The 14,786-nt window shown below is 69.9% G+C and carries 13 protein-coding genes; 4 read left to right on the top strand and 9 right to left on the bottom strand.

What is annotated here, in order from left to right; genetic code table 11:
• Positions 1-67: 67 nt before the first annotated feature.
• The 4 genes from PQB87_RS07375 to PQB87_RS07360 all read right to left on the bottom strand — a co-directional run bounded on the left by PQB87_RS07375 (position 68) and on the right by PQB87_RS07360 (position 4,383).
• Positions 68-520 (bottom strand): hypothetical protein, encoded by a 453-nt coding sequence (locus tag PQB87_RS07375; protein ID WP_489242765.1) that lies wholly within the window; start codon positions 518-520, stop codon positions 68-70.
• Positions 520-1,920 carry a phosphatase PAP2/dual specificity phosphatase family protein gene (locus tag PQB87_RS07370; RefSeq protein ID WP_489242764.1) on the bottom strand — a complete coding sequence of 467 codons (1,401 nt, stop codon included), beginning with the start codon at positions 1,918-1,920 and terminating at the stop codon, positions 520-522. The genes PQB87_RS07375 and PQB87_RS07370 overlap by 1 nt, the downstream gene beginning before the upstream one ends.
• Positions 1,917-3,686 carry a bifunctional alpha/beta hydrolase/class I SAM-dependent methyltransferase gene (locus PQB87_RS07365; RefSeq protein WP_226214652.1) on the bottom strand — a complete coding sequence of 590 codons (1,770 nt, stop codon included), beginning with the start codon at positions 3,684-3,686 and terminating at the stop codon, positions 1,917-1,919. Before PQB87_RS07365 ends, PQB87_RS07370 begins: the two co-directional genes overlap by 4 nt.
• A 91-nt stretch (positions 3,687-3,777) precedes the next feature.
• On the bottom strand, positions 3,778-4,383 hold the full coding sequence (locus PQB87_RS07360; RefSeq protein ID WP_060312186.1) for a CDP-alcohol phosphatidyltransferase family protein: 606 nt from the start codon (positions 4,381-4,383) through the stop codon (positions 3,778-3,780).
• A 134-nt stretch (positions 4,384-4,517) separates the two neighbouring features.
• On the opposite strand from PQB87_RS07360, the gene PQB87_RS07355 reads away from it, so the two are divergent.
• The 3 genes from PQB87_RS07355 (at position 4,518) to PQB87_RS07345 (ending at position 6,450) form a co-directional block, all read left to right on the top strand.
• Positions 4,518-4,748: a hypothetical protein gene (locus PQB87_RS07355; protein WP_155637115.1), complete on the top strand. Its 231-nt coding sequence runs from the start codon at positions 4,518-4,520 to the stop codon at positions 4,746-4,748.
• A gap of 102 nt (positions 4,749-4,850) precedes the next feature.
• Positions 4,851-5,483 (top strand): lysophospholipid acyltransferase family protein, encoded by a 633-nt coding sequence (locus PQB87_RS07350; RefSeq protein WP_059682194.1) that lies wholly within the window; start codon positions 4,851-4,853, stop codon positions 5,481-5,483.
• Positions 5,484-5,520: 37 nt separating this feature from the next.
• Positions 5,521-6,450, top strand: coding sequence for a phosphatidate cytidylyltransferase (locus tag PQB87_RS07345; protein WP_059682191.1), 930 nt, complete (start codon positions 5,521-5,523; stop codon positions 6,448-6,450).
• 42 nt (positions 6,451-6,492) lie between these two features.
• Here the strand turns inward: PQB87_RS07345 and PQB87_RS07340 are convergent, their stop codons facing one another.
• Genes PQB87_RS07340 through PQB87_RS07325 form a run of 4 tightly spaced genes read right to left on the bottom strand, consistent with a single transcriptional unit; the run spans position 6,493 to position 11,613 of the window.
• On the bottom strand, positions 6,493-7,299 hold the full coding sequence (locus PQB87_RS07340) for a topoisomerase IV (protein ID WP_489242763.1): 807 nt from the start codon (positions 7,297-7,299) through the stop codon (positions 6,493-6,495).
• Positions 7,300-7,359: 60 nt separating this feature from the next.
• Positions 7,360-8,031: a DUF1266 domain-containing protein gene (locus PQB87_RS07335; RefSeq protein WP_059682260.1), complete on the bottom strand. Its 672-nt coding sequence runs from the start codon at positions 8,029-8,031 to the stop codon at positions 7,360-7,362.
• 13 nt (positions 8,032-8,044) lie between these two features.
• Positions 8,045-9,265: a hypothetical protein gene (locus PQB87_RS07330; protein WP_489242762.1), complete on the bottom strand. Its 1,221-nt coding sequence runs from the start codon at positions 9,263-9,265 to the stop codon at positions 8,045-8,047.
• A complete protein-coding gene (locus tag PQB87_RS07325) occupies positions 9,262-11,613 on the bottom strand; it encodes a hypothetical protein (protein WP_489242761.1) in 2,352 nt (783 codons plus the stop codon). The genes PQB87_RS07330 and PQB87_RS07325 overlap by 4 nt, the downstream gene beginning before the upstream one ends.
• A 219-nt stretch (positions 11,614-11,832) precedes the next feature.
• Here PQB87_RS07325 and PQB87_RS07320 point away from each other — a divergent pair, with 219 nt between their 5' ends.
• Positions 11,833-12,624, top strand: coding sequence for a response regulator transcription factor (locus PQB87_RS07320; protein WP_489242760.1), 792 nt, complete (start codon positions 11,833-11,835; stop codon positions 12,622-12,624).
• 71 nt (positions 12,625-12,695) lie between these two features.
• Here the strand turns inward: PQB87_RS07320 and PQB87_RS07315 are convergent, their stop codons facing one another.
• Positions 12,696-14,531 carry a methyl-accepting chemotaxis protein gene (locus tag PQB87_RS07315; protein WP_059682183.1) on the bottom strand — a complete coding sequence of 612 codons (1,836 nt, stop codon included), beginning with the start codon at positions 14,529-14,531 and terminating at the stop codon, positions 12,696-12,698.
• Positions 14,532-14,786 lie beyond the last annotated feature (255 nt).

The following is a 14,786-nucleotide window of genomic DNA, read 5'->3' as shown; positions in this document are numbered from 1 at the left end:
TTCCTCGATGAACCGGCAGCCGGAACGACGGCGTCGACCGCGCGCGGCGGGCTTGCACGGCCGCTGACTAGCCCACCTGCGGAACAGCGATCGCGAGCCCGACCACGAGCCACTGCACGATCGCGACGAGCACGCCGGCCCGGCACAGCCCGACCGCGCCGCGCACGCGTGCGTCGAGCGCACGGCCGGCCTTCGATGCGTCGATCCAGCCGAGATCGGCGAGCGCGCGGTCGAGCGCGGCGAGGGCGTCGTCGACCGACGCGTCGCCGGCCGCCGCGCGCGCAAGCGCGGCGAACAGCCGGCGGTCGATCTCGATCCGCACCGCAACCCACAGCGCCGCGATTCCCGACCCGGTGCTGACGACGGCCAGCAGCACGCGCGCGACCGTCGCCGGCGCCCAGCCCGACGCGATCCACCAGCCCGCGCCGGCCGCGGCCAGCGCGGCCACGATCGCCCACGCGCCCGCATCGAGCGCGCCGCGCGCGGCGGCAATCCTGAATGGCGCGGACGGGTCGCGCATCACACACCTCCCGCGCCGCGCCGGCGATCGATCCAGTGCTGCAGCACGGCCACGCCGTCGTCCGACCACACCGCATGCGGCCGCACCGCGCGCACCGCGGCCAGCGCGTCGCGCGCATCGCCGAACCCGCGTCGCGCCGCCAGCCACGCAGCCGCGCACAACACGCTGCGCCCGTAGCCGAGCGCGCAGCAGACCAGCACGTCGCGCCCTTCCCCGTGCAGGCGTTCGAGCGCCGCGACGGCCTGCGCGAGTTGCGCGGCCGTCGGCGCGACGAGGTCGAGCTGCGGCACGCTCGCGTAGGCGAGCGATGCGTCGGCCGCCGCCCAGCGCGGCATTTCGGCCGTCAGGTCGACCAGTGCCGTGAAACCGTGGCGGCGCACGTCGGACGTGGTCGGCGTGCGGCCGAGCGACACGCGTTCGTCGATCCGCACCGGCGCCGGCTGCCGGAACGTCCACAGCCGCGAATTGACGAATGCGCCGGCGATCGTCGGCGCGAGCAGCCAGCGGATGACGACCGGGAAACGCCCGTGCGCATCCTTCTGGAACGCGCCGGGTGCGCCGCGCCGGTAGATCCACGCGACACACGCGAGCGCCAGCGCGACCCACCCGGCCGCCAGCGCCCAGCCGGGCGCGCGCGGCACGCACCAGAGCGCCACGAGCGCGACCGCCGCCGCGCCGAGCGCATAACGACGCGCGAGCGCGCGGCCGGCCGCGCCCGGCGACGCATCGGCGCCCGGCAGCCGGCCCGCGGCATCGCGCAGCGGAAACAGGAACAGCGCGAGACAGCCGACGGCCGCACCGGTCGGCACGTCGATCGCGTGATGCTGGTAGGTCGTCAGCACCGACACGCCGATCGCCGCGAACCACAGGTGGAGCACGACGCGCGCGAGCGTGCCGCGCACGTGCTTCGCATAGACGGCCCACAGCACGACGAGCAGCCCGATGTGCAGCGACGGCGCCTGGTTGAACGGCTTGTCGAACCCCATCAGCAGCGTGAACAGCGCACCGGCCACGCCGCCCGCGTCGGGCCGCTCGAACCCGAAGCGCAGCGGCCACGCGACGAAGCACGCGACCGATACCAGTTGCACGGTCAACAGCCGTTTCACGTGATCGAGCAGGTCGGCGCGGCGCGTCCAGAAGAAGAACGACAGCGCATACAGCAGGTCGATCGACCAGTACGGCACGATCGTCCACGGCACGAACGGGATCGCGTGCTCCCAGCCGAACGCGAAGGTCGGCACCGCCACGCGGCGCGCGGCGAGCCAGTTCGCGAAGCCGTAGGTCGAGAAGAACACGGCGCCCATCACCGCGAGCCAGCCGAGACGCAGCGCGAACGACGCGTCGCGTGCGCCGGCCGCCTGCGCCGCCAAGCCGCGCGCGTCGCCGCCGAATTCGCTCATGACGCGTCGACCCGCTGCGCGAGGCTGACCGTGAAAATGCCCATTTCGTCGATCCGCTGGTCGAGCTTGCGGAACCCCGCGCGCGCGACGAGTTCGTCCATCTCGGCCTGCGAGCGGCGGCGCATCACCCAGGTCGCCTCGCCGCGGTGATTGTTCAGTGCGCGCGCGATGAATTCGAGCTGCGGATGCCACGGCTGCCCCGTATAAACGAGATACCCGCCCGGCGGCACGGCCTGCGCGAGCCCGCGCAGCGAGCGCTCGATCAGCGCGTTCTCGCCGAACAGTTCGTAGAGGCCCGACACGATCGCGAGCGTCGGACGCGGCTCGAGCGTCGCGAGCGACGCCTCGTCGAACGCGTCGCCGCGCTCGAAGCGCGCGATCGGCTCGAGGCCGCGCTGCGCGATCAGCACGCGCCCGGCCTCGACGTTCGGCGGGCTGTAGTCGCGCAGCGTGATGTCGTCGGGCGCCGCGCCGTCGCGCTCGGCGGCGGACGCGATCGCGTCGAGCACGTAGCGCCCGTGCCCGGCCGCGATGTCGACGATCCGCACCGGCGTGCCGTGGCCGCGCAGGCGGCCGATCGCCGCGCCGATCAGCTCCTGCAGATGCACCTTGCGCTGGCGGATGCCGACCCAGCCCGGCGAATCGAGATACGTGCGGTCGATCAGCGCACCGACGCCGAGCCGCCCCTGCGCGCGGTTGCGGTACACGTAATCGAGCGTCGAGCCCGAATCGAAACCGAGCCGCAGCCCGAGCGCGATACCGTCCGACAGCGCGCCGCCGGCCTTCAGGCCGGCTCGCGTGAGCGCCCAGTACGCACGCGCGAACGCATTCGCGGGCGGGCGGCCGAGCGCCGCGTATTCGTCGTGGAACGCACCGCGCCGGTCGGCATCAGCGAGCGACACGCGCGGGCTCGGCGCATCGAATTCGCGCAGCACGAATGCGCGCAGCGGCGCGAGCGCCTGCGCGCGATCGCGTTCGCCGAGCGTGTCGTGATAGAAGCCCGGCAGCACGATGCGCTCCTTGCGCGCGGCGCCGAGGCGTTCGAAGAAGCGGTCCTGCGGGCCGCGATGCACGACCCAGTCGGCGCCCGAGATCAGCAGTTGCGTCGGCACGGTGATCGCGGCCGCATCGGCGACGATCCGCTGCGCGGTGTCGTGCAGGTCGAGCAGCATGTTGACCGCGATCGGCCGCGTGATCAGCGGATCGGACGCATAACTCGCGATCCGCTCGGGATCGTGCGTGAGGAATTTCGGCTTCACGTAGCTGTTCACGTAGAACAGCCCGCGCAGCTTGTACATCAGCCGCAGGCCCGGCCGCGCGAACGGCACGTAGAGCTTGATGTGAAACGCCGGCGACGCGACGACGAGCGCGCGGATCGGCGGCGCATAGTCGTGCACCCAGGTGGCCGCGAGCACCGCGCCGACGCTCTGGCCGACCACGGCCATGTCCTCGATCGCGATGCCATGCGTGTCGCGGATATGTTCGACGAAGGTCTGCAGGTCGCGTACCGACGCGGCCGCGCTCGGGCTGTAGCCGCGTGCGCCGGGCGAGCGGCCGTGGCCGCGCGCATCCCACGCGAAGAACGCGAAATCCGGCAGGTCGAGCTCGTCGACGAGATGCGCGACGCGTGCCGAATGTTCGTGGCCGCGATGCAGCAGCACGATGGCGCCGCGGCAGCGCGGGCCCGTTGCGGGCCAGTGACGATAGAACAGCGTTTCGCCGTCGTGCGTGATGAAGTCGGCCTCGCGGGCCAGGCGTGCGCTCATGCGTTTTTCTCTCGTTTCGTTATTCGAATCATGGTGCGCCGCCCTCCGGCGCCCGGTACTGCCACTGCCTTTGACTGCCTTGACTACCCTTTCAAGCGCCCTTTTCCGCGATGCCGGCCTGCACGCGACGCACCACGGTCACGATCGACAGCACGATCAGCAGCCGCCACAGCCATGCGGCGACACCGCCGACCGGAAAGCCGAGCCCGATCCACAGCGCGAACGCGCCAAGGGCGAGCGCGCGGTCGCTCTTGCCGAACGGGCCGTCGTAGCGGCGGCTCACGCCGACCAGCGGGCCGATCAGCCCCGCGCATTCGACGATCACCGCCGTCAGCGCGAACAGCCAGACGTCTGCCGGAGCGAACGCCGGAATCGCGAGAAACGGCAGCACCAGCGCGACATCGGACACGACGTCGCCGAGTTCGTTCAGGTATGCGCCGAGCGTGCTTTTCTGGTTGTGCTCGCGCGCGAGCATCCCGTCGATCGCATTGAGCGCCATCCGGACGAACAGCCACAGCGGGATCAGCAGGAACAGCGCGCGGGCAAACACGCCGAGCCCGGCGAGCGCACCGACGACGATCGAGCCGCCGGCCGCGAACAGCGTGACCTGGTTGGCCGTGACGCCGCGCTCGGCGAGCGAGTTCGCGAACGGGCGCAGGCGGTTCTGGAATTTGGGTTTGAGTGCGTAGAGGCTCATCGTTTCGTATTCGTTCTATTCGCGCGGCACAGTCGGACACCTTTCCCGCCGCCATGCCCCGGGCGGCGAAACGGCCCTGGACGGCCTTTCATGGACGGCCCTAATCGTCGCCGAGCGGCCCCGATGCGTCAAGCATGCGCCCGGCGGGCAAGCATGGCGCCAATCTGGCATTTTTGACGGAAACTCGCGATAATCCGCTGGCCCGAGCGCAGCACGATCTATTCGAACTGCAAACGGGCACTCGTGCAACAGCCGATTATCACGTCGCCGACCGGCGCATTCGCCGCGACGCAACAGCGTGTGGCGGCGAATCGTCCGATTATCGCGGACCTGCGACAGGCAGCCACGAATTTGAAAAAATTTAAACAAGGGCCGTCCGGCGCGCATCCTGCCGCGCCGGCATTCCGGGGTCCCGCCCGCCGCGCAAGCGCCGCGGGCCATGCAGGCAGGCAGGAGGCGCAGCGCCGATGAACATTCTCAACGTCTGGCAGCGCGACTTCCTGCTGTCCATCGTGCGGCTCGTCGCCGGCGCGTATCCGGTCTGGCATCAGGCGCCGCCGTCCCCCACGCAGAAGATCTACTTCTCGAACCACACGAGCCACATCGACACGCTCGCGATCCTCGCCGCACTGCCGCGCGACGTGCGCGCGGTCGTGCGACCCGTCGCCGCGCGCGATTACTGGGACAGCAGCGACGCGAAGCGCCACATCGCGCAGAAGCTGCTGAACGTCGTGCTGATCGATCGCCACCGCGAGTCCGGCGGCGATCCGCTCGACCCCGTGCGCGACGCGCTCCGGCAGGGCCATTCGATCATCATCTTCCCGGAAGGCACGCGCGGCGCCGAGATCCTGCCGCAACCGTTCAAGAGCGGGCTGTTCCACCTCGCGACCGAGTTTCCGGACGTCGCGCTCGCGCCCGTCTATCTCGAGAACCTGCAACGGATCATGCCGAAGGGTGCGATCTGGCCGGTGCCGCTGATCTGCAAGGTGCATTTCGGCGCGAACGATGCGCTCGGTGCCCAGGAAGACAAGCCGACGTTCCTCGCCCGCATGCGCGACGCGGTCGTCGCGCTCGCGCCGCCGCAGCGGCCGGCCGGCTGAACACCGCCCCCTCCTTTCCCTTTTCCGGATATCCCCCATGCGAACTCTCTTCTGGGAACTGGTCGCGGGCGTCACGGGCGTGCTCGTCATCGCCACCGTGATCGGCGCGATCCTCGGCGCGCGCAGCGGCGGCACGAGCGCGACCATCGTCAACCTGAACCAGCGCATCCGTGCGTGGTGGGCAATGATCGCGATCATGGTCATCGCGATCAGCCTCGGCAACAACGTCACGTATCTCGTGTTCGCGGTGCTGTCCTACCTGACGCTGCGCGAATTCATCACGCTCACGCCGACGACCGCGAGCGACCACACGACGCTGTTCATCGCGTTCTTCGTCGCGATCCCCGTGCAATACCTGCTGCTCGGGATCAACTGGTACGGGATGTACTCGATCTTCGTGCCCGTGCACCTGTTCTTCGCGATGTCGCTCGTGTCGGCGCTCACGCAGGACACGCGCGAATTCCTGAGCCGCAACGCGAAGATCAACTGGGCGCTGATGGTGTGCGTGTACGGGCTGAGCCACGCGCCGGCCGTGCTGATCCTCGACATTCCGCGCTACACGGGACAGAACGCGCTGCTGCTGTTCTTCTTCCTGTTCGTCGTGCAGATCAGCGACGTGCTGCAGTATGTCGTCGGCAAGCTGTTCGGGCGCCGCAAGATCGCGCCGCAGTTGTCGCCGTCCAAGACGGTCGAGGGTTTCGTCGGCGGCGGGTTGCTCGCGACGCTGTGCGGCGCGTCGCTGTATCGCGTGACGCCGTTCAGTTTCGGCGCCGCGTTCGGGATCTCGCTCGCGATCGTGATCGCGGGCTTCGTCGGCGGCCTCGTGCTGTCGGCCGTCAAGCGCTCGCTCGGCACCAAGGACTGGGGTTCGATGATCGCGGGCCACGGCGGGATGCTCGATCGCGTCGACTCGATCTGCTTCGCCGCGCCGGTGTTCTTCCACCTCGTGCGGTATCTGTACGTGTGACGCGCGGGCGGCACCGCGCCGCCCGTTCCTTCGCGCGAACGGTCAGTATCCTGCGCGCAATGCCTTCGGCACCACGTAGCGGCCGCGTGCCGCGTCGAACTTCACCGTGTAGCGCGCGTGAATCTCCTTGTCGCCGCGCGAGCCCGTTTCCGTGACCGTCAACGGATAGACGTCGCCGGTGCCGGTCGTGTCGGGCACGATCGAAAACGTGCGGCTCTCGCAACGGGACTTCGCGTTCCCGCAATCGAGCGACCCCGTGTTGTCGAGCGCTTCGTCGATGCGCGCCGCCGCCTCGACGATCGCGTTGCCGACCGGCAGCCAGATCGATCGCATCGCCATCGTATAGCCCTGCAGCGTGACGCCGTCGCCGATCGTGAAGCCGAACAGGTGCGGGCCGTACCGCTCGATGCGCACCGTACCCGGCTCGCCGCGCTTGCCGGACGCGATATCCGTCTTCTTCACCACCGGCTCGAGCGCCCTGCCGTCCGCCACGGGCTTCAGCACGTACAGGTCGATGGTGCCCGTCGTGCCGTCCGAATCCATCCCCGGCATGCCGTCCTGCACGGCTGCCTCGGTCTCGCCGCACACCGCGAGCAGATACCGCGGGCCGTCGGCGGTCGCGACGCGCAGCGACCCGCACGGCGAATGGACGAAATCGCCCGCGTCCGACTGCCAGCCCTTGCGGTCCGCGCGCCAGTTGCCGTAGTGGTCGTGGAGGAACGTGCGCAGCAGGCGGTCGGCCGCGACCGGCTCGACCGCCTGCGCCGTCGCCGGCAGCACCGACGCCGGCACCGCGCACGCAACGGACAGCGCCAGGCGCCGCAACAGGGGATGAACGGATGAAATCATGTCGGCATCGGCGGGAACGGAATGCGGTACGCGAAGTGAACGGCCGGCGGCATCAACGCGTCACCGAGCTTGCGCGACCGGTTCGGGATCGAACGCCGCCAGCCCCGGCCATGCCGCCCGCCCCCACGCACCGTCACCCGGCGCAAGCCAGCGCTGCAGCGTGGCGTCGTCGAACGCCTTGCCGAACGGGTCGGCGCGAAACCCGGCCACCCACTGCTTGCGGCCCGCGATATACGCGCTACCGAAATCCGTCCAGCTGTCGAAACAATCCTGCGCGCGCTGCGCGTTGAGCAACAGCACACGCCAGGCGGTGTCCGGCTCGGTCCAGCCCATCAGCATCGCCACGCGCGCGAGGAACGCCATCCGCGCACCGGCGAACGCGAGTGCGGCACGCGGGTCGTCGGTCGGTTGCAGCGCATGCAGGTCGGCCCGAAACCATTGCGTCTCGAGCACGCGTGCGAGGTGCGCGCGCGCATCGTCGTCCGTCGCGTCGGTGCGCAACTCCATCTGATGCAGCATCTGCGCGCGCAGGAACTTGCGGGACGTGTCGTTCAGGTGGCTCGTATCCGCATCGTCGAAACCCGAGAACCCGGTCGCCTCCACGTACGGATGCGCGAGCAGCAGCGCCCAGTGCTTGCGGGCGGACAAGGTCGAATGGCGCGCACCGCGCCGGCGGAAGTAACGCACGATACGCCACAGCACGAACAACGCGACGATCAGCTTGAATGTCATGGTCTTTGCCCCGTCATTCGCCGGCACGGGCGCCATGCGGCGCGTCGTAGCCGGGCCAGCGCACGTTCTCGGTTGCAAAGGCGGGCCGTGTGTCGTCCCGCTGCGCGGACGGCACCGCGGGCGCCAGCGTCGCGCGCACCGCGTAACGCACCGAGCCGGCACGCGGCGGCCGCGCCTGCAACAGTTCGGGCTGCCGCGCGGCGACCAGCCACTCGACGGTCGGCGTCGGCTCGGCGAGCCGCGCGAACAATTGCGGATGGCGCGCGACGAGCCGTGCTTGCGACGCGGCATCCGTCACGTCCTCGATCCTGCACCACCCCGACGCCGTATGGACCACGCCGAGCGCGATGCAGTCGGGCGGCGTGTTATCCGTCGTCCCCAGCGTATTCAGGCACGCCAGCACGTCGTCGACATAGCGCTCGACCGGCGGCCGGTTCTGCTTGCCCTTGACCTGATCAACGTCGAGGCCGCCGTCCGCGCGCACCGCGACACCGATCGTGATGTGCGGCTGGCCGCTCGCGTCCCGGAAGCTCAGCAGCCGCAACGTGCGCGCCTCGATCGCTTCCGCGTAGCGCCCGCCGTAGCCGCCCGCCAGCGCCTGCCGGTCGGCGAACTGGCCGAGGCAATGGCGCATCACGTAACTCTCGAACGCCATTTCGGCGCGCAGCAGCGCGCTGTCGGGCAGGAATTCGACGAAGCGACCGTTCTCGGTTTCACACCAGGTGCGCAGCGCGTCCGGCTGGCTCTCGCGCCAGCCGCGCGCAATCCGGGCCGCCATCTCCGCATGCTCGCGTTCCCACATCGCGAGCGCCTGCGGGCAATTGACACGGTCGAGCTTGCCCTCGAGCCCGGTCCCCTTGCGCGACTCGAGAAACTCGACGAGCGTGGTTTCGAGCGCGAGAAGCTGCGGATCGCCCGGGTCGACCCAGACGACGGGCGCCAGCCTGCCGGCGTCGGCCTCGCCGATCGTCTTCGCGTCCGCACCGAAGCGCCGCGCGACCCACGCCGGCAGCGCGGCGTTACCGAGCGCCTGCCGCGCGTCGTCGAGCGACCCGATCGTGCGTGCCGGCTCGAAGTTCGCGACGACGTGCCGGTAGAAATGGTTGAGCAGCCACGCGCGCACCGCGTCGGCATCGCCTCGCGCGGTGCTGCGCGCGGCGATCGCCGCTTTCAGCGCATCGGCGTTCAGCGCGTTGCGCGGCGCATAGCCGGCCCGCCGACCGACGGCCGTCATTGCCAGAACTTCCACCAGCGCTTGCCCGGCGCGGCCGTCGTCGCGCCCGGCGCCGCGGGCGGCGCACCGGCCTCGCTGATCCGCCGCTCGATCACGTCCATCTTCAGGTCGAGCGGTTCGGCGGCGTGCCGGTTGCCGGCGAGCACCCGTTCGTAGAAATATTTCGCGTCCGGCTGGCGGCCCAGTTCGTACGCCGCGTCGGCGGCCCGGAGCAGCACGTCCAGATCGCGCGACGCGTCGGCCTGCGCACGCGCGGCGTCGTACAGCGCCGATGCCTGGTCCGGATGCGACTCCGACATGTGGGCCGCGAACACGAGGCGGGCAATCAGTGCCTCGTTAGGCAACCTACCGTCGAGCTGGTCGTGCTCGCGCTGCCAGCCGACGAGGCGCTCGAGCCAGATCGGCAATTCGTTGCAGCGATCGACGCGGTACAGCGCGCGCACCACGTCGCGCACATACCAGTTCGGCTCGTGCCGGCTGTAGCCGTATTCGGCGGCGTAGTGCCACAGCTGCTCGGCGGCTTCGAGCATCTCTTCATCCTTCTCCTGGCACGCGAGCACATAGCGCACCCCGTCGTAATGCTCGGCAAACGAACTCGCCGCGATCCCGCTGCGATGCAGGACCAGCGCTTCGTCGTAGCGCTCCTCGCCGCGATAGAGGATCGCGAGGTTGTTGCAGAGCATCGAATACAGGTGCGCGCACGCATCGTACGGATGCCCGTTGCCCGTCTCGAAGAAGCGCTCCATGCAGGCGCGGCCCTGCTCGTACGCGGCGATCTTCAGGCGCTCGAGATCGGCGCGCACCGGCGCCTGTTCCGCGGCCGGCAGCGCGTCGATCGCCTCCTCGGCCCTGTCCTCGATCGAGCATGCGTAGCCGTAGCTCCACAAGCCGCTGCGCAGCGGCGGCGGCGGCAGCTTCATCGCGGCGGCGACACCCAGCGCCCGAATGCGCGCATCGGTCAGCATGAACCCGGTGCGGTTGTCGTACATCTCGCCTTCCTGCGCGGCCGCGAGCAGGCGCGCGGCCTGGGTCGTCGCGTCGATGCGGCCGGTTTCACCGTCGTAGACGGCCGCGAGCCGCGCGATCCACGGATGGCCGGGCGCGCGCCGCAGTGCGACCTCGCGCGCGGCGTCGGCGATCGCGTAGCGCAACGCGTCGCCTTCGAGCGAGCCGAACGCGGCAAAGATCTCGCCATGGGTCGGCGAACGCGCGGCCAGCGCGTCGGGCCCTTCCGCGCCGAGTTCGACGAGCCGCTCGAGCGTCGGCTGGAAACCCGCTGCGCGCATCGCGCACAGCGGCCACCAGACCGACGTGTCGGTCGGCTCGGCCAGGCGCGCATGGATGATCTGCCCGACCCGGTCGAGCATGCTGCTTTCGATCTGGTACACGTGGAAGAACGCCCGGCGCCCCGCGTCGTCGAAACGGCCCGCCTCGAGCAGCCACGGCAGCTCGTATTCGATGAAGTCGTCGCTGCCATCCGATTCGAGGCTGTGGCGCGCCATCTCGCAACGGGCCAGCGCGCCCGCGAGATCGCCTTGCGCGTGTGCGGCCCGCGCGGCGAGCCGCGCCAGCCTCACCTCGGCCTCGCGGCGCGGCGGCAGCGCCCAGTCGGCAATGCGCGACTCGACGGCCTGGCGAATGGTGTCGAACTGCAGCGGCGCGATCTCGATCATCGCCCGGCCGATCCGCAGCCAGTCGTCGGCGTCGATGTCCTGGTCCGCGCCGGCCGATGCCATCGCAGCCACCGCGGCCTCGGCCGCCGCACGCGCGTCGTCGGCCCGGTCGAGACGCCGCAGCGCCCACGCACGCAGGCATTGCCGGTTCGCGTCGTCCCACGCGCGAAACGTGGCGCGGTCGGCAATCGCGCGGTTCAGCGCATGCCGCAGTTCGATCGCGTCGAGCGCATGCTCCGCGTGGTCGAATTCGAGCGTATCGAGAATGCGTGCGCGGACGTAGCGATCGGCATCGAGCGTCGGCGACGTGCGCAAGACGTCGTGCATCTGGCCGATCGCCTGGGTGACGGCGTCGTTCTCGCCCAGGTGCCGGGCGACCTGCAGCCGGTATAGCGCGAGTTGCATGCGGATGTCGGGCCGCGCCTCGGGCGGCGCCGCGTCGTGCACGCCCGCGCCGTCCTCGTCGAGCACGGCGCGCGCGGCGGCCGGATCGCCGGCGTGCATCCACAGCGTGTGCAGGCGCGCGATCGCGTCGAGCGAATCGGCACGCAACGGCTGCGCACGCAGTCGTGCCGCAAGGTCGCTCTCGCGGCTCGAATCGCTTTCCTCGAGATCGGCTTCGAGCCGGTTCATCAGTGTGTCGAGCGGCTGGCCCGTCAGGGGCATCGTCGTCATATCGATATTGGAATGGGCGTTTGTAGTTGTATTGGCGCTGGGAGTCATCGACTTCTCCATCTCGGAATCGCGATAGCTTATCAGGAGACGGTGGCCGTGCGCGGCCTCGCCATTCGCGTCGCCCGGCGTTACGATCTCGTTCTTCATCCCCGGACAGGTCGATGCGCACGGTGCGACGGCGCGACGCGCGCCGACCGGTCCCGCCGACCCGGAAACCGCATGAACCTCACCTTGCAGGACGTCGCGTGGCATCGTTCGGTCGGGCGGCTCATCGAGTCGCTCGACCAGCCGGGCTTCTGGCTGGCGCTGATCCGGCTGATCGAGGAATACGTCGCGGTCGACAGCTGGGTCGTGCTGACCTTCGGCGACGGCCGCCCGCAGGTGTTCGCCGAATGCCCGTACGAAGGCGGCGGCCCCGACCCACTGTTCCGCGACTACGTGCAGGGCCTGTACCAGCTCGACCCGTTCTACATCGCGAACCGCGACGCGCCGAGGGGCGGCCTGTTCCGGCTGTCGGACGTCGCGCCCGAATGCTTTCGCGATACCGAGTACTACACGCTCTATTTCACGCACAACGTCGTCGAGGACGAGGTGCAGTTCAACGTCGTGCTCGACGATGCGCGCACGCTGTGCCTGTCGCTCGGCAGCAAACGACGCTTCAGCCCCGGGCAGGTTGCGCTGCTCGACCTGATCCGGCCGTGGGTGGCCGGGCTGATGCGGCAGCGGCTCGCGTTCGAGCCCGCCGCCGCGGAGCAAGCGGCGCCGCGCCGGGCCGGCGCGCACGATGGCTTCGAGCAGGCGATGGCGCGGCTCGGCACGCCGCTCACCGCGCGCGAACTCGACGTGATCCGGCTGATCCTCAGCGGCTGCTCGAACAAGGAAGTCGCGAACAAGCTGTCGATTTCCGCCGAAACGGTCAAGGTGCACCGGCGCAACATCTACGGGAAGCTCGCGATCAATTCGCAATCGGAACTGTTTTCACTGTTCCTGAAGGCGCAGACCGACGGATAGCGCGCTCCGTCGCGCCCGTTTGCGCCGCCCTGCGTGCCTCTTTGCGGCGGCCTTCGGCGGCCGCGGCCGGATCATGCCGACGCCGATGCCGTCGCGCCCCGGTGCGCACCCGCGAGCTTGAATTCGCCGACCGTCTGCGCGAGCTGGGCCGCCTGCTCGCGCAACAGCGCGGCGGCCGCAGCCGACTCCTCGACGAGGGCAGCGTTCTGCTGCGTCGAGTGATCGAGCTGCGACACGGCCTGGTTCACCTGCGCGAGCCCGGTGCTCTGCTCGTTCGCCGCAACCGTCATTTCCGCGATCACGCTCGTGATGCCGCGCACGCCCTCGACGATCTCGTCCATCGTCGTGCCGGCCGTCTTCACGAGCCCCGATCCGCCTTCGATCTTCTCGACGGACGACTGGATCAACTGCTTGATTTCCCTGGCGGCCACCGCGCTGCGTTGCGCGAGCGTGCGCACCTCGCCCGCGACGACCGCGAAACCCCGCCCGTGCTCGTGCGCGCGCGCCGCCTCGACGGCCGCGTTCAGCGCGAGGATGTTGGTCTGGAACGCGATGCCGTCGATCACGCCGATGATGTTCGAGATCTCGGCCGACGCCTTCGTGATCTCGTCCATCGTCGCGACCACTTCGCTCACCACCTCGCCGCCGCGCACGGCAACGCCCGACGCCGATTCCGCCAGCCGGCTCACCTGCGTGGCCGCGTCGGCCGAGTTGCGCGCCGTGCCGGCGATCTCCTCGAGCGCCGCCGCGGTCTCCTGCAGGCTCGATGCCGCGTGTTCGGTGCGGCTCGACAGGTCCTGGTTGCCCTGCGCGATCTCCGCGCTCGCCACGCTCACGGATTCGCTGAATCCGCGTATCTGCAGCAGGATCGCGCTGATCTTTTCGGCGAACAGGTTGAAGGCCCGGGCGATCTGCGCGGCCTCGTCGCCGCCGTCGGCCGGCAGCCGCTTCGTCAGGTCCCCGCTCCCGCTCGCGACGTCGGTCAGCGCGTCGCGCACGAGCAGCACGCGCTTGAATGCCGCGTTCGTCAATGCGCCGACGAGTGCCGCCGCGACGCAGGCGACGACGAGGATCGCAATGAGCGTCGTCGTCGCGACGGCGCGCATGCCGGCCGTCACGTCCGACCGGTCGAGCGCCATGACGAGCGACCAGTCCGTCCCGGCGATCGGGCGCGCGCGCAGCAGCTTGGTCACGCCGTCCACGTCGATCGCCACCGGTTCGGTCGCCGTCTGCAGGCCGGCGAGCCGCTCCGGCGTCAGTTCGGGCGACAGCTCGGCGGCCGGCTTCATGATCAGATCGGTCTTCGCGCCCGCGATCAGGCGCCCGCTCCTGTCGACCAGGAACGCGAAGCTCGACGGCGTCGGATGCATCGATGCCACGATCGCGCTCGCGCGCTCCATGTAGAGGCTCGCCGCGAGCACGCCCTTGAGCGTGCCGCCGCGAACGATTGGGGCGGCGAACGCGAACGCGGGCTTGCCGGTCGACGCGTCGCGGTACAACGCCGTGACGACGAGCCGGCCCGCGTCGACCGCCTGCCTGAACCACGGGCGCGCGGTCGGATCGTAGCCGGCCGCGAGCGGGACGTTCGAATACGCGGTGCGATCCGGCAGGCCGAGCGTGAGCACCTGGAAACCGCCCGATTTGCCGAGCAGCGTCAGCGCCGGCAGCGGATCGCCTTCGCCCGGCGTCAGCGTGTCCGCGAGCGCCTGGGTCTGCTGCGCGCGGCTCGCGACCCACTCGTCGAGCGCGAGCGCGTGGCCGGTCAGGACGGACTGCAGGTTCTGGTCGATGGTCGTGTCGTTGTGCTGCTTGACGACGTAGTACACAAGGCCGCCTGTCACGGCCAGGGCCGTGACCACGATGGCGACGCAGGTCGCCAGAATCCGGGCGCGAATCGATGACAGCATGATGACGGTGATCTCCGGTTGCCGCGTTGTTTTCGGTTGGTCAAATGGGCACTCAACCGTCCTTAACGACCGCACGCGATGCAACTTGAGGTTCGACTGGTCAGACCGGCAAAAAAAGTTGAGCCCGGGCCGGCGACAGTACGCGGGATCAATACCCCCGACGGGTTAACACGCCGGCGGGATGGGAAAACCGGCGGTTCGGCGCATACTCGGGCGTTCCGACGTCCAACGTTGCGGAGCCGGCCGCGCCGGCCC

The organism is Burkholderia sp. KL41 (assembly GCF_057005415.2).
This window is presented reverse-complemented; position numbering and strand designations above follow the sequence as displayed.